Below are 25,537 nucleotides of genomic sequence, written 5' to 3'. Positions count from 1 at the left end.
ACCTGCGGTTTTGCTTCGCTCGCCCGTTCGGAGTAGTTTTTTGCACTGACTGGTCAGTACAAAATCCGACGAGTGGTGAGGGTGAGGGCACGTGGACAACCAAGCCGACGGCCGGGACGGCGCCGCGGCCGTCACCGCGGAGGACTTCGGGCTCAAGGGCCCGCGTGGCTGGGCGTTCCGCCATGTCCGGGTCCACGCCGGGCCCGGCACGGTCGTCGCGATCGAAGGCCCCTCGGGCTCCGGCCGTACCTGTCTGCTCCTCGCGCTCACCGGCCGGATGCGCCCCACCGAGGGCCGCGCCGACGTCGGCGGCCTGCCGCTGCCGCGCGGTATGGCCGCCGTACGCCGGATCAGCGCCCTCGGCCCGGTCCCCGGCGTCAGCGATCTCGATCCGGCCCTGACCCTCGCCGAGCATCTGCGCGAACGCGCCCTGCTCCAGCGGCGGTTCGGCGGACGCCTGCGGGCCCTGCTGCGGCCGCGCGCCGAGCGGGCCGCCGAGGCACGCGGCCGGATCGACGCCGCACTGGCGGCCGCGGGACTCGACACGGCCACCCTGCCGAAGGGCGAGCGCACCTCGGTGCGCGACCTGGAGCGGCTGGAGGCGCTGCGCCTCTCGGTGGCCCTCGCGCTGATCGGCCGGCCACGGCTGCTGGCCGTCGACGATCTGGACCTCAAGCTCTCCGACGCCGACCGCGCCGAGGCCTGGAGGCTGCTGCGGTCCGTCGCCGACGGCGGCACGACCGTGCTCGCCGTGTGCAGCCAGGCGTCCGAGGACGCGGACACCGTCATCCGTACGGACGAGCGCGCCGCGAAGCCCGCGGAGCACACCACGGACGGCACCGCGAAGACCACCGCACAGACCGAGGAGGGGGCAGCCGATGCGCTCGCCGAGACTCGCCGCGCTTGAACTGAAGCGGTTCGGCAGGGGAAGACTGCCGCGCGCCGCGCTCGTCGCGATCACGCTGTTGCCGTTGCTCTACGGCGCGCTCTATCTCTGGTCCTTCTGGGATCCCTACGGACGGCTCGACCGGATACCCGTCGCACTCGTCAACGACGACCGGGGCGCCACCGCCGGGGGACAGAAGATCACGGCCGGCGACGAGATCACCCGTGGTCTGCGCGACAGCGAGGTCTTCGACTGGCACGAGGTGAGCGCGGCCGAGGCCCGCGAGGGCGTGGAGGACGGCTCGTACTACCTCTCCCTGACCATGCCCGCCGACCTCAGCCGGCGGATCGCCTCCAGTTCCGGCGACGCGCCCGAGACCGGCGCGCTCCAGGTGCGTACGAACGACGCCAACAACTACATCGTCGGCCAGATCTCCAGGACCGTGTTCTCCGAGGTGCGGACCGCCGCGTCGACGAACGCCTCCCGCTCCTTCCTCGACAAGATCTTCATCTCCTTCTCGGACATCCATGACGCCACCGAGAAGGCCGCCCGGGGCGCCGACCGGCTCAACGGCGGTATCGGGAAGGCCAAGAAGGGGTCCAAGGACCTCGTGGCCGGGCTGAAGACCGCCAAGGAGGGCAGCGGCGAGCTGGCCGGCGGGCTGAAGAAGCTCAACCGGGGCGCGGGTGACCTGGACACCGGCGCCCAACAGGTCGCCGACGGAACCCAGTCGCTCGCCGACAAGGTCAACGGGGTGGCGGCCGACGTCCGTCCGTACCTCAAGGACAACGGGAAGACGATCGCCGGTTCGGCGCGGCTGGTCGCGGACTCCTCACAGGCGATACGGGACAACCTCGGCCTGCTCGTGAAGGCCGCGCCCGCCGCCGCGGCCGGCGCCCACCGGGCCTCCACCGAGCTGACCACCGTCTACCGGGAGCGTTGCGAGGACCTTCCCGAACCGGACCCCGCCGCCTGCCCGCCGCTGGAGCGGGCCAAGGACGCCGCCGCCGATGTGGCCGGGGTCGCCGACGACGTCAACGCCCTGGTGAAGAACAACAACGGCGAGCTGACGGAGCTGGACGGCCATCTCGCCACGCTCCAGAAGCAGGCGGAGGCGCTGGCCGAGCGCGCCCCGCGACTGGACGAGGACCTGGAAGCCGCCGTCACCAAGATCAACGCGCTCAACACCGGCGCCCAGAAGGTCGCCAAGGGCGCGGACCGGCTGCACACCGGGCTCACCGACGCCAAGAAGGGCTCCGCCACCCTCGACACCGGCGTCGGCAAGCTCACGACCGGGGCGAGCACGCTCGACGGAGGGATCTTCACACTCGCCGACGGCTCGGCCGAGCTGGCCGGAGGACTCAACGACGGCGTCGGCAGGATCCCCGACTACGACAAGAGCGACCGGGACCGGCGGACGGACGTGATGGCCGACCCCGTCCAGCTCGCGTCCCGGTCACTGCACCCCGCGCCCAACTACGGCACCGGCTTCGCCCCGTACTTCATCCCGCTCTCCCTCTGGGTCGGCGCGATGGTCGCGTACATGCTGATCCAGCCGCTGAACCGGCGCGCGCTGGCCGCCGGCGCCGCCGCCTGGCGGATCGCCCTGGCCGGCTGGCTGCCGGTCGCCGCGATCGGTCTGCTGCAGGTCGGCGCGCTGCTCTCCGTACTGCACTGGGCGATCGGCCTGGAGATGGCGCACGCCGCCGGGACGGTCGGCTTCCTGGCGCTGGTCACCTGCTGCTTCGCCGCGATCGTGCAGTGGCTGGGCGCCCGGTTCGGAGCGGCGGGCCGGATTCTCGTACTGGCGCTGCTGATGCTCCAGCTGACCTCGGCGGGAGGCACCTATCCCGTGCAGACCAGTCCGGGGTTCTTCGGCGCCATCCACCCGTATCTGCCGATGAGTTACGTGGTCGACGCGCTGCGCAGACTCATCACGGGCGGCGGGCTCGGACCGGTCTGGCAGGCCTGCGCCGTCCTCACGGCGTTCACCGCCGGCGCGCTGGCGCTGACCGCCGTGTCGGCGCGGCGCAAGCAGGTGTGGACCTTCGACCGGCTCCACCCCGAGCTGAGCCTGTGAGCGGTCCCGGCGGTCCCGGCGGACCCGGGAGGGCCGGACCTGTGAGAATCACCGGACCTGTGAGAATCATCGCCATGGACAGCAGCAGCACCCGCCGCCAGGCCACCCGGCAGAAGCTCTACGAGGCCGCCGTGACCCTCATCGCGGAGCAGGGCTTCTCGGCCACGACGGTGGACGAGATCGCCGAGCGCGCCGGGGTCGCCAAGGGCACCGTCTACTACAACTTCAAGAGCAAGACGGAGCTGTTCGAGGAGCTGCTGCGGCACGGCGTCGGGCTGCTCACCGCGTCCCTGCAGACCGCCGCCGACGAAACGGACGAGCGCGGTGGCGGCAAGGTCGAGGCGCTGGACGCGATGATCAGGGCCGGTCTGGCCTTCATCGACCGCTATCCGGCCTTCACCCAGCTGTACGTCGCCGAGCTGTGGCGCACCAACCGGGCCTGGCAGTCGACCCTGCTGGTGGTGCGTCAGCAGGCGGTCGCCGTGGTCGAGACGGTGCTCAGGGAGGCCGTCGAGGGCGGTGAGCTGAGCGAGGAGATCGACATCCCGCTGACGGCGGCGGCGCTGGTCGGGATGGTGCTGGTGGCGGCCCTGGACTGGCAGGCGTTCCAGCCGGAGCGGTCGATCGACGAGGTGCACGCGGCGCTCTCGCGGCTGCTGCACGGACGGGTCGGCGGACGGTGAGGGAGCGGACGGCCAGGGGGCGGGCGGCCGGCGGAACCCTCGGACGCTGAACCCGGCCCGCGCACGGCAGAAGTACGCCGGTCCGGCGGGACTCAGTTCTCCTGAGCCTCACCGGACCGGCGCGTTTCCCCCGTGTCCCGGTACCCCGTTTCCCCCGTACCCGCTTTCCCGTGATGCCGGAGAGCCCCGCTTCCCCGTGATCCCCCGTGGTCGCCGGGCCCTCCGTCGTGCCCCCGTTGCGTCAGGGGAGCCGCGCCGTTCCGCCGCCCCGTGTCGGCGGTACGGGCGCCGCGCCCCTTCCGTGGTCCCCACTCTTCCGTCCCGGCGGGCGAAGTCCCATCCGCGTCCCTACTCATCTCCCCCACTAGGTATGAGTACTCAGGCGTCCGTACCGGTCCCCAGCGGGCGGCCGAGTACGGCGGAACCGACCGGATGCCACCACCGCCGGCACGCGCTGTCAGTGGGGGTCGATACAGTCCCTGGCATGGCACGGATTGTGGTGATCGGCGCCGGGATGGGCGCCATGGCGGCGGCCGCCCGGCTGGCTGTGGCAGGCCACCGGGTGACGGTGTACGAGCGCTCGGCGACCTACGGCGGGTCGGTGGGCCGGTTCGAGCGGGACGGCTTCGTCTTCGACACCGGGCCCGGGCTGCTGCATCTGCCGGCCGTCTACCGCGATCTGTTCGTCAAGACCGGCAAGGAATCGCTGGAGCGGACCGTCCAGGTCGACCAGGTCGACCCGGCGAGCCGGCATGTCTTCGCCGACGGCACCGACGTACTGCTGCCGAACGCGTCCCGGGCGGGTGTGGTCTCCGCCCTGGACGCGGCGCTGGGCGCGGGCGCCGGCGAGCGCTGGGGCGCTTTCCTGGGCCGGGCCAGGGAGGCCTGGGACCGCTCGCGCCGGCCGCTCCTTGAGGAGCCGCTGTGGGCCGACTGGCAGGTGCTCGGACAGGATCCGTATCCGGCGCTGCGGCAGCGCCGGCTGCTGCGCGGCGCCCGCCGGGCCGGCACGGTCGCGGAGATCGGCGCCTGGGAACTGACGGACCCCCGGCTCGGCGCCCTGCTGGACGGATACGCCCTGTCGTACGGACTCGATCCGCGGCATGCGCCAGCGAGCGCCGCGCTGCTGCCCTATCTGGAGCAGACCTTCGGCAGTTGGTATGTGCGCGGCGGGATGCGGGAGCTGGCGCGCGCGGTGTACGAGCGGTGTCTGGCCCGCAAGGTGGAGTTCGTCTTCGGGGCGGAGGTGACCCGGATCGCGGAGAAGGACGGCGCGGCCACGGGCGTCGAGCTGGCGGACGGCACGGTGGCCGCGGCTGACCGTGTGGTGGCGGGCGTCGCGCCGGGACGCCTCGTGGAGCGGGAGCTCTGGGGCGACGGTGACGTACGGCCGCGGGAGACGGACGGCGCGCCGGTGCCCGGGCGGTTCACGGTGCTGCTGGCGCTGCGCGGTGCGCGGGAGGCGGACGCCGCGCACCGGACGGTGGTGCACTCCCCCGACGCGCGCGCCGAGGCCGCCGAGGTCTTCGCGGGGCGGACGGCGGAGCGGCCCACGGTCACGGTGCTGCGGCCCGACGACGCGGGGACACGCCCCGACGCGGATCATGAGGCGGTGACGGTCACCGCGACGGTCGCTCCGCACGGTCCGGTCGACTGGTCCGACGGAGCGCTGCGCGAGCGGTACGCCGATGTGCTGGTGGCGGCGGCCGGGGCGGCCGTGCCGGAGCTGGGGCGGCGGCTGATCTGGCGCGAGGTGCGGACGCCCGCCGACACCGCGGCGCAGACGGGGGCCGAGGGCGGCTCGGTGCCGGCTCCCGCGCTGGCGGGGCTGGAAGGCCGGCTGCTGCGCCCGGCGAACAGCACGCGGCTGGCTGGGCTGTATCTCGCGGGCGGCTGGGCGCATCCGGGCGGCGGGCTCCCGCACGCCGGGATGTCGGGGTCGCTGGTCGCCGGGCTGATCGTGGAGGGTGCGGAGTTCCGCGGCTCGCAGTGAGCGAGCGCTCCTGACGAACCGTCAGTAGCGGTAGTCCGTCAGTAGCGGTAGTGCTGGTCGTTGTAGCCGGGGTCGTAGCCCGGCTGCGGGGGCTGTTCCTGGGGTATTGGCGGGCCCTGGTCGCCGTCGCGCTGCTGCGGAACCCAGACCCCGCCGGGCGGGGTGTCGTTGTACTGCTGCTGGCCGGTGTAGGGGTCGGCGTACGGCTGCTGGCCCCCGAAGCTGTCGTACGAGCCGTACTGCTGGCCGCCGTTGGCCGAGTCGCTGTACGGGTCGGAGTACGCGGCGTACTGCTGCTGGCCGTTCCCGTACTGGTACTGGTTCGCGTAGGCGTCCTGGCCGGGATAGGCGTCCTGGCCCGCGTAGGGGTCCTGACCGGGCGGGTAGGCGTCCTGGCCCGGGTAGGTCTGGTGGCTCGCGTAGGCGTCCTGGCTCGTGTAGGCGTCCTGAGCCGCGTAGGTCCCCTGGTCCGCGGGCTGTTCATAGCCGGGGTAGGCGTCGTATCCGCCGCCGTACGCGGGCTGCTGGTACGGCGGATTCTGCGGATTCGCTTCCTGGGGACCGTCGTTGTACACGCCGTACTGCCCGGTGTCGTCGGGCAGCGGCTGCGGCTCGTACACCGATGCGGGGTTGGCGGCCGGGGCCACCGGCACGAACTCCAGATCCGAGACCTCGAGGGCGGGCTCGCGCTCTTCGGCCGGCTCGCTGCCGGCCTTGCGGCGGCGGCTGGCTCCGGGGCTGCCGCCGATCGCCCAGCCCGTCGAGAAGCCGCGGCGGAAGGACAGCGTCACATATGTCTGGCCCGCCGCGAACGCGAGGGCGCCCAGGGCGATGACGAAGACGGAGGGCATCAGGACGCCCAGGACCACACACATGAATCCGGCGAAGGCGAGGAGCCGCCAGCGCAGCCGCGCCTTGTACTGCAGCAGCACCTCACCCAGCAGCCACAGCGCCACGATGCCGAATGCGATGTAGAGGACCGTCCAGCCCATGCCCGCCCCTCTCCTGCGGCCACCACCCCGGGACAGGGGCGGATACGGCCGGTCACGACTGCTGGTGCAGTCCGAGATTCTCGTAGATTTCGAGCGTCGCCGTGGAGTTGTTGAGTGTAATGAAGTGCAAGCCGGGGACGCCCTCCGAGAGCAGCCCTGCGCAGAACTCCGTCGCGAACTCGATGCCAATGGAGCGTACAGCGACGGGGTCGTCCTTGACGGAGAGGATCCGTTCTTTCAGCTCGGGCGGGAAGACCGCGGTACTGAGCTGCGGCAGTCGCTCCAGCATTTTGACGCTGGTGACCGGCATGATCTCGGGAATGATCGGGGTTTGGCAACCGGCGGCCGCCACCCGGTCGCGCAGCCGCAGATACCCCTCGGGGTCGAAGAACATCTGAGTGATCGCGTAGTCGGCGCCGGCCCGGCACTTGTCCACGAAGTGCCGGATGTCGGTGTCCCAGTCGAGTGAGCGCGGGTGCATCTCGGGGAAGGCCGCCACACCGACGCAGAAGTCCCCGGACTCCTTGATCAGCCGGACCAGTTCGGCGGCGTAGCGCACGCCTTCCGGGTGCTCGACCCACTCGCCCATGGGGTCGCCGGGCGGGTCACCGCGGACGGCGAGGATGTTGCGGATCCCGGCGTCGGCGTACTGCCCGACCATGTTGCGCAGTTCGGCGACGGACTGGCCGACGGCCGTGAGATGCGCGACCGGGGTGAGCGTGGTGTCGCCGGCGATCTGTTCCGTGGCCTTGACCGTGCCCGCCCGGGTGGAACCGCCCGCGCCGTAGGTCACGGAGACAAAGCTCGGAGCCACCGCCTCGACCCGGCGCAGTGCGTTCCAGAGGTTCCGCTCGCCCTTCTCGGTCTTGGGCGCCCAGAACTCGAACGAGTACGAGGTGCCGGTCGCGAGCAGATCCCGCACGGTCCGCGCGTGATCCGATCGGGTCGAAGCTGTGCCAAGGGCCATATGTGCAGGTTATCGAGGGCCTGGCGGTCCCCCAACCGGACAGGGGTGATTTGCCGGGATTGCCCGTTCACTGTTCACGCCTCGGACACCTGCGGCGCCGTGGTCCGCACGGCGTCACACAGCGCGCCGACGTTCACACAGCGCGCTCACGCACCCGCTCGGCCAGCGCGGCCGTCGCCGCGGCCGGGTCGTCGGCCTCGGTGATCGCCCGTACGACGACGATCCTGCGGGCGCCCGCGTCGAGCACCTGGTCGAGATTGCCCGCGTCTATCCCGCCGATCGCGAACCACGGGCGCTCCGTCGCCAGCGAAGCGGCGTACCGCACGAGGCCGAGACCGGGTGCGTGGCGGCCCGGCTTGGTCGGGGTGGGCCAGCAGGGGCCCGTACAGAAGTAGTCCACACCGGGCTCGGCGACCGCCGCGTCCACCTCGGCCTCGGCATGGGTGGAGCGGCCGATCAGCAGCTCGTCCCCGAGGATCGCGCGGGCCGCCGGGACAGGCAGATCGCCCTGTCCCAGATGCAGTACGCCGGAGCCGATGGCGTGCGCCACGTCGGCGCGGTCGTTCACGGCGAGCAGCGTGCCGTGGCGGCGGCAGGCGTCGGCGAAGACCTGGAGGTGGTCCAGCTCCTCGGCCGCCTCCATGCCTTTGTCACGCAGCTGCACGATGTCCACCCCGGATGCGAGCACGGCGTCGAGGAACTCAGGGAGGTCCCGCTGTCTCGTGCGGGCGTCCGTGCACAGATAGATCCGGGCATCGGACAGCGACGCATGAGGCGTGGGCATGGTGAAGGTCCCCCCGTTGGGTCGGCGGTGCGCGGCGGCGCCATGACCGCTGGGCGGTCACCGCGGCGCCGCCGCACACCGTGGCTGGCGATGTCGTCAGACGGCAAGCGCCTGGGCCCGGCGCTTCACCTCCGTGCCGCGATTCTCGCTGAGCGCCTGCGCGGGCGTGCCCGGCAGGGTCGGGTCGGGGGTGAAGAGCCACTCGAGCATCTCTTCGTCGGAGAAGCTGTCGTCCCGCAGCAGCGTCAGAGTCCCGGCAAGGCCCTTGACGACCTTGTTGCCGTCAATGAAGGCGGCGGGCACCTGAAGCGTCCTGTTCTCACCGCGGCGCACGGCGATCAGCTGGCCTTCCTTCACCAGCTGCCGCACACGCGTCACCTCGACATCGAGCATTTCCGCGATGTCGGGCAGGTGGAGCCAGGCGGGGACGAGAGCATCGATCTTTGCGTCAATCTCGGTCACAGGACAAGCGTGCCATCCCGGGCTGACAGACGGTAGCCGAGGCACCCGGAGGTGTTCGTCCCCGGCCGGCGAAGGTAGGTCAGAGAACGGCCTTCCTGAGCGGTACGGCCGGATCCGCGGCCCGTTCCGGGTCCAGGCGCGCGCCCGCCTCGATCAGCTTGCGGCCCTGCGCCAGGTCGCGCGGCCTGCCGACGGCGAGCAGGGCGATGAGCACGCCGTCCCGCAGCCACACCACCGACCAGGCGGCCCCCGCGGGATCGCCGCGCCACACCGGGGTACCGGCGGCCGCGTGATGGCCCGCGTACTGGACGAAACGGCCGAACTGCTCGGACCAGAAGTACGGCACGGGGTCGTAGACCTGTTCGGTCTCGCCGACGATCTGGGCGGCGACCGTCCGCGGCCCCTGCAGCGCGTTGTCCCAGTGGTGGACGAGCAGTCGCTCCCCGTAGCGGGCGGAGGGGAAGGAGGCGCAGTCCCCGACCGCGTACACCCCGGGCAGCGAGGTCCGCAGCCGCTCGTCCGCGGTGATCGACCCGTCCGCGCCGAGGGCGATGCCCGACCCCGTGAGCCAGGCCGTCGCGGGCCGTGCTCCGATGCCCACGACCACCGTGTCCGCGGGCAGCCGCCGGCCGTCCGCCAGGACGACCGTCCCGGGCTCGACACCGGCCACGCGCGCGTGCGTCAGCAGGTCGGCGCCGCTCTGCGCGTACCAGGCGGCCATGGGGGCGGTGACCTCGGCCGGCAGGGCGCCCGCGAGCGGCAGGTCCGCCGCCTCGACGACCGTCACGGCGCAACCCGCCTCGCGGGCGGCCGTGGTGAACTCGGCGCCGATCCACCCGGCGCCGACGACCACGATGTCGTGCCGCTGTTCCAGCGCGGGACGCAGCCCCTCGGCGTCGTCCAGGGTGCGCAGCAGATGGACGCCGGGCACGCCCTCCGTGCCGGGCAGCCTGATCGGCTCCGCGCCGGTGGCGATGACCAGCACGTCGTACGGGACGGGCCCGGCGGCGGTGTCGAGCTGCCGCGCGGCGGGACGCAGCCCGGTCACCCCGAGACCGAGTCTCAGTTCTACGGAGAGCGCCTCGAAGTCGATGTCGAAGGCCGAACTCTCCGCCGTGCCCAGCAGGACCGCCTTGGAGAGCGGGGGCCGGTCGTAGGGCGGGTGCGGTTCGGCGCCGATCAGCGTGACCGGGCCGCCGTACCCCTTCTCGCGCAGGGCCACGGCGGTCTGCACCCCCGCCATCCCGGCACCGACGACGACCACATGCGGCTGTTCCGTCTGTCTCTGCTGCTCGCTCACCCGGTCACCTTAAACAGCTGACGAGCCGTCAGGATGGCTGGTCCTTCGCGCTGCCGGGTCCGTGCCCGCGAACGGGCCGCGCCGGACGCTCCCTTACCGCGCGGAGGGCCGGGCGTTAGGCTGGCCGACGACACTACCTCGCGGGAGTCCGGACGCACCGGGCTGAGAGGGAGGCTGAGGCGGCCTCCGACCGTACGAACCTGATCCGGGTCATGCCGGCGAAGGGAGGGGCTGGACGCCCATGCAGTCGTCTCATGAGGAATCCGGTACGAGCGGTTTTGACGTCCTCGTCATCGGGGGCGGGATCATCGGCCTGGTCACGGCCTGGCGGGCGGCGCAGCGCGGGCTGCGTACCGTCGTCGCCGACCCCGATCCCGGCGGCGGGGCCGCGCGGGTCGCGGCGGGCATGCTCGCCGCCGTCACCGAACTGCACCACGGCGAGCAGCTGCTGCTCGGTCTCAACCTCGCCTCCGCCGAGCGCTGGCCCGGCTTCGCCGCCGAGCTGGCGGCGGCGAGCGGCCAGGACACCGGCTACCGCGCCTGCGGCACCCTGGCCGTCGCGCTCGACGCCGACGACCGCGCCCAGCTGCGCGAGCTCCACACCCTCCAGCGCCGCTCGGGACTCACCTCCGAGTGGCTCACCGGCCGCGAGTGCCGGCGCCTTGAGCCGATGCTCGCGCCGGGCGTGCGCGGCGGGCTGCGGGTGGACGGCGACCACCAGACCGATCCCCGCCGGCTGGCCGCGGCCCTGCTGACGGCCTGCGAACGGGCCGGAGTGGTCTTCCACCGCGCCTGGGCCGACCGGCTCACCGTCGTACGGGACCGGGCCACCGGCGCCGTCCTGAGCGACGGCCGCGCGACGGTCGCGGACCAGGTGGTGCTGGCGGCCGGCAGCCTCAGCGGCCGGCTCGCGGGGGTGCCGGACGCCGTGCTGCCGCCGGTGCGGCCGGTCAAGGGCCAGGTCCTGCGGCTGACGGTGCCGCGTGCGTACGCGCCGTTCCTGTCCCGGACGGTACGGGCCGTGGTGCGCGGCAGCCAGGTGTATCTGGTGCCCCGCGAGAACGGCGAGCTGGTCGTCGGCGCCACCAGCGAGGAGCTCGGCTGGGACACCACGGTCACCGCGGGCGGGGTGTACGAGCTGCTGCGGGACGCGCACGAACTGGTCCCGGGCATCACCGAACTGCCCCTCACCGAGACCCGCGCCGGGCTGCGCCCCGGAACGCCGGACAACGCGCCCCTGCTCGGGCCCACGGCGCTGCCGGGTCTGCATCTGGCCACCGGCCACCACCGCAACGGGGTGCTGCTCACGCCCGTCACCGGCGACGTGATGGCCGCCGTGCTGACCACCGGCGAGCTTCCGGAAGAGGCCCGCCCCTTCACCCCCGCGCGCTTCGCCCCCGCCGCGTCCGTACGTCAGGAGCAGCCCGCATGACCCGTACGCACCCCGACGTCGTGTGCGTCTCCGTGAACGGCGAGCCGCGCGAGCTGGCGGCGGCCACGACGCTCGACATCCTCGTCGCGGCCCTCACCCCCGCCCCCTCGGGCGTCGCCGCGGCCGTCAACGAGACGGTGGTCCCCCGTACCCGCTGGTCCCGCACTCTGCTCGGGGACGGCGACCGGGTGGAAGTCCTGACCGCCGTCCAGGGAGGCTGAGCGCCCATGGCGGACGACCGGCTCACCATCGGCTCCAGCTCGTTCGGATCCCGGCTGATCATGGGGACGGGCGGGGCGCCCAGCCTCGACGTCCTGGAACGGTCCCTGATCGCCTCCGGCACCGAACTCACCACGGTCGCCATGCGACGCCTGGACCCGACGGTCCAGGGATCCGTCCTGTCCGTGCTCGGCTCCCTGGGCATCCGGGCCCTGCCCAACACCGCCGGATGCTTCACCGCTGGGGAGGCGGTCCTCACCGCCCGTCTCGCGCGCGAGGCGCTCGGCACGGACTGGATCAAGCTGGAGGTGGTCGCGGACGAGCGCACGCTGCTGCCCGACCCGATCGAGCTGCTCGACGCCGCCGAGACCCTGGTCGACGACGGCTTCACGGTCCTGCCGTACACCAACGACGACCCGGTGCTCGCCAGAAAACTGGAGGACGTGGGGTGCGCCGCGATCATGCCGCTGGGCTCGCCGATCGGCTCCGGCCTGGGCATCCGCAATCCGCACAACTTCCAGCTGATCGTGGAGCACGCGCGCGTGCCGGTGATCCTGGACGCGGGGGCGGGCACCGCCTCGGACGCGGCGCTCGCCATGGAGCTGGGGTGCGCGGCGGTGATGCTCGCCTCGGCGGTGACGCGCGCGCAGGAGCCGGTGCTGATGGCCGAGGCAATGCGGCACGGGGTGGCGGCGGGGCGGCTGGCGTACCGGGCGGGCCGCATCCCGCGCCGCCACTTCGCGACGGCGTCGTCCCCCACCGAGGGGGTGGCGACGCTGGACCCGGAACGGCCCGCGTTCGCCTGACCCAGGCGCCCCCGTACAGCACCGCCACGCCCCGGGAAGCGTCACAGGTCGGCTGCAGTAGCGTGCCCGGTTCGAACCGGGGCTTCGGGAGTGTCCGTGGCGGCTCGTAGACTCATCTGCGTGGATACGACCCTTCAGGACCCCATCGTCGGGCAGGTGCTCGACGGCCGCTACCGCGTCGATGCGCGCATCGCCGTCGGCGGCATGGCCACGGTCTACCGGGCCGTCGACACCCGGCTGGACCGGGTGCTGGCCCTGAAGGTGATGCACCCCGCGCTGGCCGCCGACGTCACCTTCGTGGAGCGCTTCATCCGCGAGGCGAAATCGGTGGCCCGGCTGTCGCATCCCAATGTGGTCGCGGTCTTCGACCAGGGCGCGCAGGGCGCGTACGTCTACCTGGCGATGGAGTACGTCGCGGGCTGCACGCTGCGTGATGTCCTGCGCGAGCGTGGCGCTCTGCAGCCGCGGGCGGCTCTGGACATCCTGGAGCCCGTGCTCGCCGCGCTGGGCGCCGCCCACCGCGCGGGGTTCGTCCACCGCGACATGAAGCCCGAGAATGTGCTGATAGGGGACGACGGACGGGTCAAGGTCGCCGACTTCGGGCTCGTACGGGCCGTGGGCGATGTCACCAACACCAGCGGGACCGTCCTCGGCACGGTGTCGTATCTCGCACCGGAGCAGATCGAGTACGGCACGTCCGACACCCGGGTCGATGTGTACGCCTGCGGGGTCGTGCTCCACGAAATGCTGACCGGCGCCAAGGCCCACGGGGGCGACACCCCCGCCCAGGTCCTCTACCGCCATCTGAACGAGGACGTGCCCGCGCCGTCGGCCGCCGTCCCCGGTCTCGCCGTCGCGCTGGACGAGCTGGTCGCGACGGCGACCGCGCGCAACCCCGACATCCGTCCCGACGACGCGGTGGCGCTGCTCGCCCTCACCCGTGAGGTCCGCGCGGCGCTCAGTGACGCGCAGCTGGACGCCGTACCGCCGCAGGCGAAGGCCGAGGACGGCGCGGACAGCCGTACGACAGTGATCCCGCGCGCCCTCCCCGCCGAGGGGCCGGCGGACCGGGGGCGGGACGAGTCGCCGGTCCGCCACACCAGCCGGCTGGAGATGGCGCCTCCGGACCGGCCGAGCGGTCCGCCGCGCGCGACGGACCACCGAAGGGCCGTCCCCCGCCGGGGCATGGTCGCCATGATCGTCGCCGTGCTGCTGGTCCTCGGGGTGGGGACGGGCGTCTGGTACATCAATTCCGGTCAGTTCACCCGCGTCCCCTCGCTGCTCGGCCAGAGCCAGCGGGAGGCCGAGAAGCGCCTCGACGACGCGGGCCTCGACGCGAAGGTCAGCAAGGATTTCAGCGACACCTTCCAGCGCGGCACGGTCATGCGCAGCGATCCCGAGCCCCGCGCGCGCGTCCGCGGCGGCGGTCCTGTGACCATCGTCATCTCGCGCGGTCCGGAGATCGTCCAGGTCCCCGACCTGGCGGGCACATCCCTCGCCGAGGCCAGACGGATGCTGAAGAAGGCCGGTCTGGCCGGCGGGGCCGTCAGCAGGTCCTTCGACGACGACATCGAGCAGGGCGCCGTGATCAGCTCGGACCCGGCGGCCGGGGCCGACGCACGGCCCGACTCGGGGGTCGCGCTCGTGGTGAGCAAGGGCAGCCCTGTCGATGTCGAGGACATGACGGGCGAGAGCGTCGACGACGCCACCGCCGCGCTCGAAGACGCGGGGCTCAAGATCAAGATCGCTTCCGAGCGGGTGAACTCGCCGGTGGAGGCGGGCTCCGTCGCCAAGCAGTCGGTGGCCGAGGGCTCCCAGCTGGCCCGTGGCGACACGGTCACCCTGACGGTGTCCAAGGGCCCGCGGATGATCTCCGTCCCCGATGTCACGGGACAGACGATCGGTGAGGCCAGGAACCGGCTGGAAAAGGCGGGCTTCGCGGTCGAGGTCGACCGCAGCTTCCCCTTCCTGAACGACACGGTGGCCGAGCAGTCCGTCGAAGGCGGCGGCGCCGCCCCCGAGGGCAGCACGATCACCATCAAGACCAAGGGACTCTAGGAGCTATGCGCAACCCTGTCGGCGGCCATGTACCCGTGGCCGGCGGCCTCGCCACGACCGGCCTCGCCTACGCCCGTGAGCTGGGCGCCGAGACCGTCCAGGTCTTCGTCGCCAATCCGCGTGGCTGGGCGACGCCGACCGGGAATCCGGCGCAGGACGAACAGTTCCGCGCGGAGTGCGCGGCCGGCGGGATCCCGGTGTATGTGCACGCCCCGTATCTGATCAACTTCGGCTCGCACACCGAGGCGACGGCGGAGAAGTCGGTGGATTCCCTGCGGCACAGCCTGCGCCGGGGCCGGGAGATCGGCGCGCGGGGCGTGGTCGTGCACACCGGCTCGGCGACCGGCGGCCGCCCCCGCGAGGTGGCGCTCGCCCAGGTACGGGAGCGGATGCTGCCGCTCCTCGACGAGCTGACCCAGGACGACGACCCGTTCCTGCTGCTGGAGTCGACCGCGGGGCAGGGCTTCTCGCTCTGTTCGAGGACCTGGGACTTCGGCCCGTACTTCGAGGCGCTCGACTCCCACCCCAAGCTGGGCATCTGCCTGGACACCTGCCACATCTTCGCGGCCGGGCACGATCTCACCGGACCGCACGGCATGCGGCAGACGCTGGATCTGCTGGTGGGCACGGTCGGCGAGGGCCGGCTCAAACTGATCCACGCCAATGACTCCAAGGACGTGGCGGGCGCGCACAAGGACCGTCACGAGAACATCGGCGCGGGAGAGATAGGCGAGGAGCCGTTCCGTGAGCTGTTCACGCATCCGGCGACCGAGAACGTCCCCCTGGTGATCGAGACCCCGGGCGGTAAGGAGGGACACACGGCGGACGTGGAGCGGCTGAAGAAGCTGCGCGACGGCTGACCGCCGCCGGGCAGACGGGACTTCGGAACGACTCGTCTAGAGCTCGGGGCCGTCCCCGGGGAGCTCCTGGTAGGAGTAGCGCTGCTCGGTCCACGGGTCGCCGACGTTGTGGTAGCCGCGCTCCTCCCAGAAGCCGCGGCGGTCGGCGGTCATGTACTCCACGCCCCGGACCCACTTGGGCCCCTTCCACGCGTACAGCTGCGGGACGACGAGCCGTACCGGAAAGCCGTGCTCGGCGGTGAGCAGCTCACCGTCCTTGTGGGTGGCGAAAATCGTACGGTCCGAGACGAAGTCGGCGAGCCGCAGATTGGAGCTGAAGCCGTACTCGGCCCAGACCATCACATGCGTGACGCCCGGTGCGGGCGGCGCGAGGCCGAGGACCGTACGGGCGGGCACGCCGCCCCATTCGGCACCCACCATGCTGAACTTCGTCACGCAGTGGAGATCGGCGACGACCGTGGAGAACGGAAGCGCCGAGAACTCCTCGTGGTTCCAGCAGTGCTTGTCACCGTCTGCGGTGGCGCCGAAGACACGGAATTCCCAGCGGTCCGGCTTGAACTTGGGTACGGGTCCGTAATGAGTGACCGGCCAGCCGCGCTGCAGGCGCTGCCCCGGTGGTAGCTCGGACAGTTCCGGCTCTTGATATTCCCGGCTCTCCGGCTGACCCATGCCTTCCATGGTGACAGACCAGGAGGGGTGGTCCTGACCAGGTATGAACTAATTCAGGCAAGCCATACTAAGCATGCACTTACTGGACGGTCTCTGATCACGGTGCGAGGATGCGCGCATTCCGCCTCCCGTCACGCCTGGAAGGAGCCTCAGCGATGCAGGGCGACCCCGAGGTCCTCGAATTCCTCAATGAGCAGCTGACCGCCGAACTGACCGCGATCAATCAGTACTTTCTGCACGCGAAGATGCAGGAGAACTTCGGCTGGACGAAGCTCGCCAAATACACCCGGGCCGAGTCGTTCGACGAGATGAAGCACGCCGAGCTGCTCACGGACCGGATTCTATTCCTGGAGGGCCTGCCGAACTACCAGCGGCTCTTCCATGTACGGGTCGGCCAGACCGTCACCGAGATGTTCCAGGCCGACCGAGAGGTCGAGGTGGAGGCGATCGACCGCCTCAAGCGCGGGATCGAGGTCATGCGGGCCAAGGGCGACCACACGTCCAAGGGCATCTTCGAATCGATCCTGGCGGACGAGGAGCACCACATCGACTATCTCGACACCCAGCTGGAGCTGGTGGCGAAGCTCGGTGAGCCGCTCTACATCGCCCAGCTGATCGAGCAGCCGGACAGCTAGGCCGCACAGACGGCCAGGTCGCACAGACGGCCAGTCCGGACAGGCAGCCAGTCCGGACAGGACCTAAGCGGCTTCGCCCAGGCCGAGCGGGGTCGCGGGGGTCCGGTCCGGATCCGGCGCCACCGCGAGGGCGGGCCCGCGCTGGTCGAGCAGCTCACGGCGCGCGCAGGCGCCCCGCCCGAGGATCGACTGGATCTGGCGTACGCACGAGCCGCAGTCGGTGCCGGCCTTGCTGGCCGACGCGATCTGGCGAGGGGTGCACGCACCCGCTGCCGCGTGTTCCTTGACCTGCGTCTCGGTGATACCGAAGCACGAGCAGACGTACACGCGGTTCACCTCCCGGCGGGGTCGTTGGCTCAAGCCACTCCGACCGCGTCGGTGAGGCAAACCTAACCTTACCCGCCGTCCCGGAGACACAAAAGCCCGGGAAGGGACAATGGGGCGCGGATCACATGGATCCGCGCCCCGTCGTCGTCCGCCGGGAACCGGCTCCTACTGGTCGCGGTACATCTCGGCGACCAGGAACGCCAGGTCAAGCGACTGGCTGCGGTTGAGCCGCGGGTCGCAGGCCGTCTCGTAGCGCTGGTGCAGATCGTCGACGAAGATCTCGTCGCCGCCGCCCACGCACTCGGTGACATCGTCGCCGGTCAGCTCGACATGGATACCGCCCGGGTGGGTGCCGAGGCCCTTGTGGACCTCGAAGAAGCCCTTGACCTCGTCGAGCACGTCGTCGAAGCGGCGGGTCTTGTGGCCGGAGGCCGCCTCGAAGGTGTTGCCGTGCATCGGGTCCGTCACCCAGGCCACCGTGGCACCGGAGGCCGTGACCTTCTCGACCAGCTCGGGGAGCTTGTCCCTGACCTTGTCGGCGCCCATCCGGACGATGAAGGTCAGCCGGCCGGGCTCACGGTCGGGGTCCAGCCGGTCGATGTAGGACAGCGCCTCGTCGACCGTCGTCGTCGGGCCGAGCTTGATGCCGATCGGGTTGTTGATCTGCGAGGCGAACTCGATGTGCGCGCCGTCCAGCTGACGGGTGCGCTCACCGATCCAGACCATGTGGCCGGAGACGTCGTACAGCTTGCCGGTACGGGAGTCGACCCGGGTCAGCGCCGACTCGTAGGCCAGCAGCAGCGCCTCGTGCGAGGAGTAGAACTCGACCGTGCGGAACTCCGCCGGGTCGGTGCCCGCGGCCTTCATGAAGTTCAGCGCGTTGTCGATCTCGCGCGCGAGCTGCTCGTAGCGCTGCCCGGACGGGGACGACTTCACGAAGTCCTGGTTCCAGGCGTGCACTTGGCGCAGATCGGCGTAGCCGCCCGTGGTGAAGGCGCGGACCAGATTGAGCGTCGCGGCGGACGCGTGGTACATCCGCTTGAGCCGCTCGGGGTCCGGGATCCGGTCCTTCTCCTTGAAGGCGAAGCCGTTGACCGAGTCGCCCCGGTACGTCGGCAGGGTCACGCCGTCGCGGGTCTCGGTCCCCTTGGAGCGCGGCTTCGAGTACTGCCCGGCGATCCGGCCGACCTTCACGACGGGCACGGAGGCCGCGTAGGTGAGGACGGCGCCCATCTGGAGGAGGGTCTTGAGTTTGTTGCGGATGTGGTCCGCGGAGACGCCGTCGAAGGCCTCGGCGCAGTCGCCGCCCTGCAGCAGGAACGCCTCGCCCTTGGCGACGGCCGCCATCCGGGCGCGCAGCTGATCGCACTCGCCCGCGAACACGAGCGGCGGATACGACTCAAGCTCGGCCACGACCTCACGCAGGGCTGCCTGGTCCGGATACTCCGGCTGCTGGGCAGCGGGAAGATCGTGCCAGGACGGCACAGGGGTCGCGGGGTTCTGAGCGTTCACTGTCACGCGCTCCAGATTACGTGGTCGCGGGCCGTGCCATCGGCAACTCTCACAGTGTGGAACGCGGCGACCTCGCGCGGTGTGGAACGCGGCGGGTGCGCTATCGTGCGCCTCATGTTCGCGCATTCGAATCAGACCTGGTGGTGGACCGCTCGTCCGGCGGCCCACTGATTCACGCGCGCACCACGAATCGCCAAGGCCGCCCGAGGGGCGGCCTTCCGTGTTTTCCGGGTTCGGGAGTCGGACCGGGAAGCGGGCCGTTCCTCCCACCGGAAGGAACACCGCAGATGTCCCACACCCCTGACCTGCCTCTCCACTCTGAGCTGCCTCTCGACGCGCTGATCGGCAGACTCCTGGACGACGGCTGTCCGCCGTTCGCGCTGCTGCGCCGGCGCACGCCCGGCCGGGACCACGACACCGTGGAGCTGCTGATCGGATCCGTGCACGAGGCGGACCGGCTCGCCGACCTGCCCGACGGCGCCAGGACCTCGCTCGCCCTGGTGCCGTTCCGGCAGATCCGAGAGCGCGGTTTCGACGTACGGGACGACGGGACGCCGCTGTCCGTGCTGGTCGCGGACGAGACGTACGAACTGCCCCTCGGCGAGCTGCTCGACGTCCTGCCCGGCCACGAGGTGCGGGTCGAGGACGGGGCCTTCGACATCGACGACGAGCGGTACGCGGAGATCGTGCGGCGGGTCATCAAGGACGAGATCGGCCGGGGCGAGGGCGCGAACTTCGTCATCCGGCGGACCTTCAAGGGCCGCGTCCCCGGCTTCGGCAGAGCCGACGCGCTCGCGCTCTTCCGGCGACTGCTGGCCGGTGAGCGCGGCGCGTACTGGACCTTCGTCGTGGACACCGGGGAGCGCACCCTCGTCGGGGCCAGCCCCGAGGTGCATGTCCGGATGAGCGGCGGGACCGTCGTGATGAACCCGATCAGCGGGACCTTCCGCTACCCGCCCGAGGGGCCGAGCCCGGAGGGGCTGCTCGCTTTCCTGGGCGACCGCAAGGAGACCGAGGAGCTCTCCATGGTCGTCGACGAGGAGCTGAAGATGATGTGCACCGTCGGCGACCGCGGCGGGGTGGTGATCGGCCCCCGGCTCAAGGAGATGGCGCATCTCGCGCACACCGAGTACGAGCTGCGCGGCCGCTCCTCGCTGGATGTGCGCGAGGTGCTCAAGGAGACGATGTTCGCGGCGACGGTCACCGGCTCTCCCGTACAGAACGCCTGTCGCGTCATCGAACGCCATGAGGCCGGCGGGCGCGGCTACTACGCGGGCGCGCTCGCGCTCATCGGGCGGGACGCCGGCGGGGCGCAGACCCTCGACTCCCCCATTCTGATCCGGACCGCCGACATCGACCGCGACGGCGGGCTGCGGGTGCCGGTCGGGGCCACGCTCGTACGCCACTCGGACCCGGCGGGCGAGGTCGCCGAGACCCATGCCAAGGCGGCGGGGGTGCTGGCGGCGCTGGGGGTACGTCCCGGGCGGCCGCGCGAGGAGTCCGTACGGCCCCGGCTCGCCGACGACCCGAGGGTGCGGGCCGCGCTGGACGCCAGGCGCGCGGACCTCTCGCCGTTCTGGCTGAAGATGCGGACCGGTCCCGCGATCCTCACCGGGCACGCGCTGGTCGTCGACGGCGAGGACACCTTCACCGCGATGCTCGCCCATGTGCTGCGGTCCTCGGGGCTGGAGGTGACGGTACGGCGCTACGACGAGCCGGGGCTGCGCGGCGCGGTTCTCGCGCACGAGGGTCCTGTGGTGCTGGGGCCGGGCCCCGGCGACCCGGCGGACGCCGCCGACCCCAAGATGCGGCTGCTGCGCGCGCTCGCCGCCGAGCTGATCCGCGACCGGCGTCACGGTCTGCTGGGTGTCTGTCTCGGCCATGAGCTGATCGCGGCGGAACTGGGCCTGGAGACCGTACGCAAGCAGGTCCCGTACCAGGGCGCGCAGACCACGATCAGTCTCTTCGGACGGGACGAGACGGTCGGCTTCTACAACAGCTTCACCGCGCGCTGCGATGACGCGGCGGCGTCGGAACTGGCGGCGCGCGGGGTGGAGGTGAGCCGCGACGGGGAGAGCGGGGAGGTGCACGCGGTGCGGGGGCCGGGGTTCGCGTCGGTGCAGTTCCACCCGGAGTCGGTGCTGACGCTGAACGGTCCGGAGATCGTGGCGGCCCTGCTGGCGGCCGCGGTGCGCCTGCCGGCGGTGCGCCGTCCGGCGGGGGGTCGTCCGGCGGGGGGTCGTTGAGGCGGGGTGCCGTCCGGCGGGGGGTGCGGGTGCGGGCCGTTCGTCGTGGTGCGGGTGCGTTTCGCCGTCCGGCGGGGGGTGCGGGTGCGGGCTGTTCGTCGGGGTGCGGGTGCCGGGGGTTCCGGAGGTGCGTGTCCGGACTGCATGATTTACGGCGCGTGCGGGTGCGTTGCCGGGTGCGGCTTGGTGTGCGCCACAAATCACGCTCTACGTCCGGACACACACCTCCTGCACCCCCGACCCCCTCCCGCCGGTGGCCCGCCAGCCCGCTCGGCCCCGCCCGGGGAAGGTGGGGACACGCGCGCCCGTGGCACGAGGGCCGCTGCCTCCGCGTAACGACCGCCCGTCTCCACGACCGCCGGCGAGTGAGCCGAAGGGCGCGCCGCTGTCGAAAGGGAGAACGCGCACAGGTTCGTGAGGAACGAGCGAACCGAGCACGATCGACCGTCGACAGTGGCATAAAGCGCCCGGAGGCGAACCGAGCCCCAAAAAAAGAGGCGGCTTCAGCCGAAGAAGACGCCTGCTTCTTGGTACAGCTCCGGCTGGACCGTTTTGAGTTGGGCCGTCGCCTCGGCGATCGGTACGCGCACGATGTCCGTGCCGCGCAGGGCGACCATCTTGCCGTAGTCGCCGTCGCGGACCGCCTCGATCGCGTGCAGGCCGAAGCGGGTGGCCAGCCATCGGTCGAAGGCGCTCGGGGTGCCGCCCCGTTGCACATGGCCGAGCACGGTGGTCCTGGCCTCCTTGCCCGTACGCCTCTCGATCTCCTTGGCCAGCCACTCGCCGACGCCCGACAGCCGGACGTGTCCGAAGGAGTCCAGTGTGCCGTCCTTGAGGACGACGTCGCCGTCCTTGGGCATCGCGCCCTCCGCGACGACGACGATCGGGGCGTACGACGCCTTGAAGCGCGAGGTGACCCAGGCGCAGACCTGGTCGACGTCGAAGCGCTGCTCGGGGATCAGGATGACGTTGGCGCCGCCGGCCAGGCCGGAGTGCAGGGCGATCCAGCCCGCGTGACGCCCCATCACCTCGCAGACCAGGACGCGCATATGGGATTCGGCGGTGGTGTGCAGCCGGTCGATCGCCTCCGTGGCGATCCCGACCGCGGTGTCGAAGCCGAAGGTGTAGTCGGTCGCGGACAGGTCGTTGTCGATGGTCTTGGGGACTCCGACGCAGGGGATGCCGTACTCGGCCGAGAGCCGGCCGGCCACGCCGAGGGTGTCCTCGCCGCCGATCACGATGAGCGCGTCGACACTGTGCGCGGCGAGGGTCTCCTTGATCCGGCGGACGCCGTCCTCCACCTTGAGGGGATTGGTGCGTGAGGAACCGAGGATGGTGCCGCCGCGCGGCAGGATGCCGCGCACCGCGGGGATGTCGAGCCGTACGGTGTCGCCGTCCAGCGGTCCGCGCCAGCCGTCGCGGAATCCGATAAAGGTGTAGCCGTACTCCTGAACGCCCTTGCGGACGATGGCGCGGATGACCGCGTTGAGCCCTGGGCAGTCGCCGCCCCCGGTCAGTACTCCGACTCGCATGGAAAACACTTCCCTTCGCCGCCGGTGGGGTACCCGCGCCACAGAAAAGTGACTCAGGTCACTCCGGCATGGTGCGCAGGAGGAATTGCGTTGCACCAGAGGGCGGTTGGAGGTGGTTGTGCGGAGTCACCGGGACGGAGGACGGCCGGCTACGCCTCAGGCGTCGTCGAGACCGCGCTCGATGGCGTAGCGCACCAGCTCGACGCGGTTGTGCAGTTGCAGCTTGCCGAGGGTGTTCTGCACGTGGTTCTGCACGGTGCGGTGGGAGATGACCAGGCGCTCGGCGATCTGCTTGTACGAGAGCCCCTTGGCGACCAGCCGCAGCACCTCGGTCTCCCGCTCGGTCAGCTGCGGGGCCTTGGGCTCGTCGGAGGCGGCGGGCGCCGGTTCCGAGGCCAGCCTGCGGTACTCCCCGAGCACCAGGCCCGCGAGGCCGGGAGTGAAGACAGGATCGCCGAGGGCGGTACGGCGCACGGCGTCGATCAGCTCTTCCGTACTGGCCGACTTGAGCAGATAACCGGTGGCGCCCGACTTCACCGCTTCCAGGACATCGGCGTGCTCCCCGCTGGCGGAGAGCACCAGGACGCGCAGTCCGGGATGGGAGCCGACGAGCTCCTTGCAGACCTGAACCCCGGGCATACCGGGCAGATTGAGGTCGAGCACGAGCACCCGCGGTGTGGTGGCCTTCGCGCGGCGCACCGCCTGCGGACCGTCCCCGGCGGTCGCGACCACCTCGAAACCGGCCGCGTCCAGATCACGGGCGACGGCGTCCCGCCACATCGGGTGGTCGTCCACCACCATCACCCTGACCGGCTGTCCCGTCTCCGCCGCGCCCCGCTCGCTCATCGCTCCGCCTTCCCCCGTCCCCGTGGAACCTTCAATTCGACCTCGGTGCCCTGTCCCGGCACCGAGATCAGCTCGGCCGTACCGCCCAAGTCCCTGAGCCGGCCGCGGATCGAGAGGGCGACGCCGAGGCGCCCCTCCCCCTCCGCCTGGGCGAGCCGTCCTTCCGGAATGCCGGGACCGTCGTCTCTGACCGTCACGATCACTTCGTCCGGCCAGTCCTCGACCAGGATCCAGGCGCGGGCATCGGTACCCGCGTGTCTGCTGACATTGTCCAGGGCGGCACTGACAGCCGCCGCCAACTCCCTGGCCGCCGCGGGCTCCAGCAGCACCGGGGCGCCGGGCTCGGCGAAGGTGACCTTCGAGCCGGTGTACGGCGCGAGCAGCGAGCGCAGGTCGCACGGCGCCGGGTCCTCGCCCGGCTCGGCGCCGCGGACCGTCGTGCCGTACGCGGCGTCCTCCGAGGCACGGGTGGTGGGCACCAGTCCGCTGGAAACCAGGGTCCGCAGGGCGATCTCCTGCTCCCCCGCCATCCGGCCGAGCTCCTCGGCCTCGCCGCCCAGGGCCGTACCGCGCCGCTGCACCATCGCCAGCACCTGGAGCACGCTGTCATGGATGTCACGGGCCAGCCGCTCGCGCTCCCGGGTCGCGGCCTCGATCTCCAGGGCGCGGGCCAGGGTGCGTTCGGAGGCGCGGGCGACCTCGACGACGTAACCGATGGCGATGGAGGCGACCCAGACGAGCAGCACATTGTGGAGCGTGTCCCGGCTGGGGTGGGCGCGCTCGATGAGATTGGCGACCGCGACGAAGGACGAGGCCACGCAGGCCCAGCGCCAGCCGCCCTTGATCGCGAAGGCGAGGACCGAGCCCGCGGTCCATATCGACGGCAGGGTGGGGCCGTCGATCTGCTGGGCCTGCGCGTCGGCCAGCGGTGTGAGCAGGATGCCGGCGAGGGCAACGGTGAGATCGGCGGCGAGGAAGCGCTTGGTGCAGCTCGCGGCGTTCGCCACTTTGGGGAGCGTGGCGAGGGTCCAGACGGCGAGGAACGCGAGGAACGCGGCGGCGACCCAGGGGCGTTCGAACCTCTGGCGCTCGAAGACGAACAACAGGACGGCGTAGACCATCGTCAGTGGCCGGTAGGCGCTCAGCGCCCGCCACAACGGCTGCTCCACCGACATACTTGCCCCCACCCCTTTTTTTAAGGCTCGGCTCGCCTCCGGGGCGCTTTAAGCCCCTGTCGACAGTCGACCGTGCTCGACCCCTCGTACCTCGGGGCCTGTGCGCGCTCTCCTTTTCGACAGCGGCGCGCCCCTTCGGCTCACTCGCCGCTTCTTTGGGGCTCAGTTCGCCTCCGGACGCTTTAAGCCACTGTCGACGGTCGATCGTGCTCGGCTCACTCGCCGGCGGCTGGGCGCTAGGCCCTGTCCGGCCGTTCCTCGCCCGTCGTCGTCCCTGCCGCCTTTGCCGCGTCGGCCAGTTGGCGCTTGGCCGCCGTCGCGTAGATGTCCACGTACTCCTGGCCGGACAGCTTCATGATCTCGTACATGACCTCGTCGGTCACCGACCGGAGGATGAAGCGTTCGCCCTCCATGCCCTGGTAGCGGCTGAAGTCCAGCGGCTTGCCGATCCTGATCCCCGGGCGCATCAGCTTGGGGACCACCTTGCCGGGCGGCTGGATCTTCTCCGTGTCGATCATGGCGACCGGGATGACCGGCGCTCCGGAGGCGAGGGCCACGCGTGCCAGGCCGCCCGGCTTGCCCCGGTAGAGGCGGCCGTCGGGTGAGCGGGTGCCCTCGGGGTAGATACCGAAGAGTTCACCGTTCTCCAGGACCTTTATCCCGCTCTGGATCGCCGCCTCGCCCGCGCCGCGCGCGCCGGAGCGGTCCACCGGCAGCTGTCCGACGCCCTTGAAGAAGGCCGCGGTCAGCTTGCCCTTCACCCCGGGCGAGGTGAAGTACTCCGCCTTGGCGATGAAGGTGACCTTGCGGTCGAGCACGGCCGGGAGGAAGAACGAGTCGGAGAACGACAGATGGTTGCTCGCGAGGATCGCCGGCCCCTCGGCGGGAATGTTCTCGATGCCCTCCACCCAGGGCCTGAAGGCAAGCTTCAAGGACCCTCCGATGGAGAACTTCATTGCGCCGTAGATCAACTCGAATGCCTCCTGTGTGCTGTCCGACAGACCTTAACGCGTGGGCGGCTCGCGCTCTCCTGCATGGGGGGCCTGACGGATCTGGTCGGTGTCGGTCCGGTC

At 71.4% G+C, this 25,537-nt stretch carries 24 protein-coding genes and 1 riboswitch; of the genes, 12 read left to right on the top strand and 12 right to left on the bottom strand.

Features of this window, described 5'->3' with window-relative positions:
- Positions 1-91 precede the first annotated feature (91 nt).
- The 4 genes from ACZ6MZ_RS27475 (at position 92) to ACZ6MZ_RS27460 (ending at position 5,642) form a co-directional block, all read left to right on the top strand.
- Positions 92-907: an ATP-binding cassette domain-containing protein gene (locus ACZ6MZ_RS27475; RefSeq protein ID WP_469354967.1), complete on the top strand. Its 816-nt coding sequence runs from the start codon at positions 92-94 to the stop codon at positions 905-907.
- Positions 879-2,966 (top strand): YhgE/Pip family protein, encoded by a 2,088-nt coding sequence (locus ACZ6MZ_RS27470; RefSeq protein ID WP_469354965.1) that lies wholly within the window; start codon positions 879-881, stop codon positions 2,964-2,966. The genes ACZ6MZ_RS27475 and ACZ6MZ_RS27470 overlap by 29 nt, the downstream gene beginning before the upstream one ends.
- A gap of 74 nt (positions 2,967-3,040) precedes the next feature.
- On the top strand, positions 3,041-3,649 hold the full coding sequence (locus ACZ6MZ_RS27465) for a TetR/AcrR family transcriptional regulator (RefSeq protein ID WP_469354963.1): 609 nt from the start codon (positions 3,041-3,043) through the stop codon (positions 3,647-3,649).
- A gap of 484 nt (positions 3,650-4,133) precedes the next feature.
- Positions 4,134-5,642: a phytoene desaturase family protein gene (locus tag ACZ6MZ_RS27460; protein ID WP_469354962.1), complete on the top strand. Its 1,509-nt coding sequence runs from the start codon at positions 4,134-4,136 to the stop codon at positions 5,640-5,642.
- Positions 5,643-5,680: 38 nt separating this feature from the next.
- On the opposite strand, the gene ACZ6MZ_RS27455 is transcribed toward ACZ6MZ_RS27460, so the two are convergent.
- From ACZ6MZ_RS27455 to ACZ6MZ_RS27435, 5 genes are all read right to left on the bottom strand, one after another.
- Positions 5,681-6,634, bottom strand: coding sequence for a hypothetical protein (locus ACZ6MZ_RS27455; protein ID WP_469354960.1), 954 nt, complete (start codon positions 6,632-6,634; stop codon positions 5,681-5,683).
- A gap of 52 nt (positions 6,635-6,686) precedes the next feature.
- Positions 6,687-7,601 (bottom strand): methylenetetrahydrofolate reductase [NAD(P)H], encoded by a 915-nt coding sequence (metF, locus tag ACZ6MZ_RS27450; protein WP_384192560.1) that lies wholly within the window; start codon positions 7,599-7,601, stop codon positions 6,687-6,689.
- Between the two features lie 133 nt (positions 7,602-7,734).
- Positions 7,735-8,385 (bottom strand): thiamine phosphate synthase, encoded by a 651-nt coding sequence (thiE, locus tag ACZ6MZ_RS27445; RefSeq protein WP_389792232.1) that lies wholly within the window; start codon positions 8,383-8,385, stop codon positions 7,735-7,737.
- Between the two features lie 96 nt (positions 8,386-8,481).
- A complete protein-coding gene (locus tag ACZ6MZ_RS27440; protein WP_384192554.1) occupies positions 8,482-8,847 on the bottom strand; it encodes an Rv2175c family DNA-binding protein in 366 nt (121 codons plus the stop codon).
- A gap of 79 nt (positions 8,848-8,926) precedes the next feature.
- The gene (locus ACZ6MZ_RS27435; RefSeq protein WP_469354958.1) at positions 8,927-10,147 is read right to left on the bottom strand and encodes an NAD(P)/FAD-dependent oxidoreductase; all 1,221 of its coding nucleotides are present in this window, start codon (positions 10,145-10,147) and stop codon (positions 8,927-8,929) included.
- Between the two features lie 130 nt (positions 10,148-10,277).
- Positions 10,278-10,391: riboswitch (TPP riboswitch) on the top strand.
- Here ACZ6MZ_RS27435 and thiO point away from each other — a divergent pair.
- From thiO to ACZ6MZ_RS27410, 5 genes are all read left to right on the top strand, one after another.
- Positions 10,389-11,579 (top strand): glycine oxidase ThiO, encoded by a 1,191-nt coding sequence (thiO, locus tag ACZ6MZ_RS27430; protein ID WP_469354957.1) that lies wholly within the window; start codon positions 10,389-10,391, stop codon positions 11,577-11,579. It overlaps the preceding riboswitch by 3 nt.
- Positions 11,576-11,800, top strand: a complete 225-nt coding sequence (gene thiS, locus ACZ6MZ_RS27425) for a sulfur carrier protein ThiS (protein WP_389792226.1) — start codon at positions 11,576-11,578, stop codon at positions 11,798-11,800. The genes thiO and thiS overlap by 4 nt, the downstream gene beginning before the upstream one ends.
- Before the next feature lie 6 nt (positions 11,801-11,806).
- The gene (locus tag ACZ6MZ_RS27420) at positions 11,807-12,604 is read left to right on the top strand and encodes a thiazole synthase (RefSeq protein ID WP_386877847.1); all 798 of its coding nucleotides are present in this window, start codon (positions 11,807-11,809) and stop codon (positions 12,602-12,604) included.
- A gap of 120 nt (positions 12,605-12,724) precedes the next feature.
- Positions 12,725-14,662 carry a Stk1 family PASTA domain-containing Ser/Thr kinase gene (gene pknB / locus ACZ6MZ_RS27415; RefSeq protein WP_469354955.1) on the top strand — a complete coding sequence of 646 codons (1,938 nt, stop codon included), beginning with the start codon at positions 12,725-12,727 and terminating at the stop codon, positions 14,660-14,662.
- Positions 14,663-14,667: 5 nt separating this feature from the next.
- Positions 14,668-15,522: a deoxyribonuclease IV gene (locus ACZ6MZ_RS27410; RefSeq protein WP_469354953.1), complete on the top strand. Its 855-nt coding sequence runs from the start codon at positions 14,668-14,670 to the stop codon at positions 15,520-15,522.
- A gap of 36 nt (positions 15,523-15,558) precedes the next feature.
- Here ACZ6MZ_RS27410 and ACZ6MZ_RS27405 read toward each other — a convergent pair whose 3' ends face one another.
- The gene (locus tag ACZ6MZ_RS27405) at positions 15,559-16,191 is read right to left on the bottom strand and encodes a sulfite oxidase-like oxidoreductase (RefSeq protein WP_384192536.1); all 633 of its coding nucleotides are present in this window, start codon (positions 16,189-16,191) and stop codon (positions 15,559-15,561) included.
- A gap of 155 nt (positions 16,192-16,346) precedes the next feature.
- Between ACZ6MZ_RS27405 and bfr the strand changes: the two genes are divergently transcribed.
- A complete protein-coding gene (gene bfr / locus ACZ6MZ_RS27400) occupies positions 16,347-16,826 on the top strand; it encodes a bacterioferritin (protein WP_389792219.1) in 480 nt (159 codons plus the stop codon).
- A gap of 63 nt (positions 16,827-16,889) precedes the next feature.
- On the opposite strand, the gene ACZ6MZ_RS27395 is transcribed toward bfr, so the two are convergent.
- Both ACZ6MZ_RS27395 and ACZ6MZ_RS27390 read right to left on the bottom strand, forming a co-directional pair.
- Entirely contained in the window at positions 16,890-17,162 is a 273-nt protein-coding gene (locus ACZ6MZ_RS27395; protein WP_469354988.1) for a (2Fe-2S)-binding protein, read from the bottom strand.
- Between the two features lie 156 nt (positions 17,163-17,318).
- Positions 17,319-18,671 carry a class II 3-deoxy-7-phosphoheptulonate synthase gene (locus ACZ6MZ_RS27390; protein ID WP_384192528.1) on the bottom strand — a complete coding sequence of 451 codons (1,353 nt, stop codon included), beginning with the start codon at positions 18,669-18,671 and terminating at the stop codon, positions 17,319-17,321.
- Between the two features lie 108 nt (positions 18,672-18,779).
- Between ACZ6MZ_RS27390 and ACZ6MZ_RS27385 the strand changes: the two genes are divergently transcribed.
- Both ACZ6MZ_RS27385 and ACZ6MZ_RS27380 read left to right on the top strand, forming a co-directional pair.
- Positions 18,780-18,836, top strand: coding sequence for a trp operon leader peptide (locus ACZ6MZ_RS27385; RefSeq protein ID WP_360166934.1), 57 nt, complete (start codon positions 18,780-18,782; stop codon positions 18,834-18,836).
- Between the two features lie 116 nt (positions 18,837-18,952).
- On the top strand, positions 18,953-20,911 hold the full coding sequence (locus tag ACZ6MZ_RS27380) for an anthranilate synthase family protein (protein ID WP_469354950.1): 1,959 nt from the start codon (positions 18,953-18,955) through the stop codon (positions 20,909-20,911).
- 503 nt (positions 20,912-21,414) lie between these two features.
- Here ACZ6MZ_RS27380 and ACZ6MZ_RS27375 read toward each other — a convergent pair.
- The 4 genes from ACZ6MZ_RS27375 to ACZ6MZ_RS27360 form a co-directional block, all read right to left on the bottom strand.
- Entirely contained in the window at positions 21,415-22,443 is a 1,029-nt protein-coding gene (locus ACZ6MZ_RS27375; RefSeq protein ID WP_389792213.1) for a 6-phosphofructokinase, read from the bottom strand.
- A 156-nt stretch (positions 22,444-22,599) separates the two neighbouring features.
- Positions 22,600-23,289, bottom strand: coding sequence for a response regulator (locus tag ACZ6MZ_RS27370; RefSeq protein WP_384192522.1), 690 nt, complete (start codon positions 23,287-23,289; stop codon positions 22,600-22,602).
- Positions 23,286-24,464, bottom strand: a complete 1,179-nt coding sequence (gene macS, locus ACZ6MZ_RS27365) for a MacS family sensor histidine kinase (RefSeq protein ID WP_469354949.1) — start codon at positions 24,462-24,464, stop codon at positions 23,286-23,288. Before macS ends, ACZ6MZ_RS27370 begins: the two co-directional genes overlap by 4 nt.
- A gap of 236 nt (positions 24,465-24,700) precedes the next feature.
- Positions 24,701-25,435: a lysophospholipid acyltransferase family protein gene (locus ACZ6MZ_RS27360; RefSeq protein ID WP_389676635.1), complete on the bottom strand. Its 735-nt coding sequence runs from the start codon at positions 25,433-25,435 to the stop codon at positions 24,701-24,703.
- Between the last annotated feature and the right edge of the window lie 102 nt (positions 25,436-25,537).

Source organism: Streptomyces sp. NPDC042201, from assembly GCF_055582185.1.
Note: the sequence above shows the minus strand (reverse complement) of the source record. Positions and strands in the feature narration are given on the sequence as shown.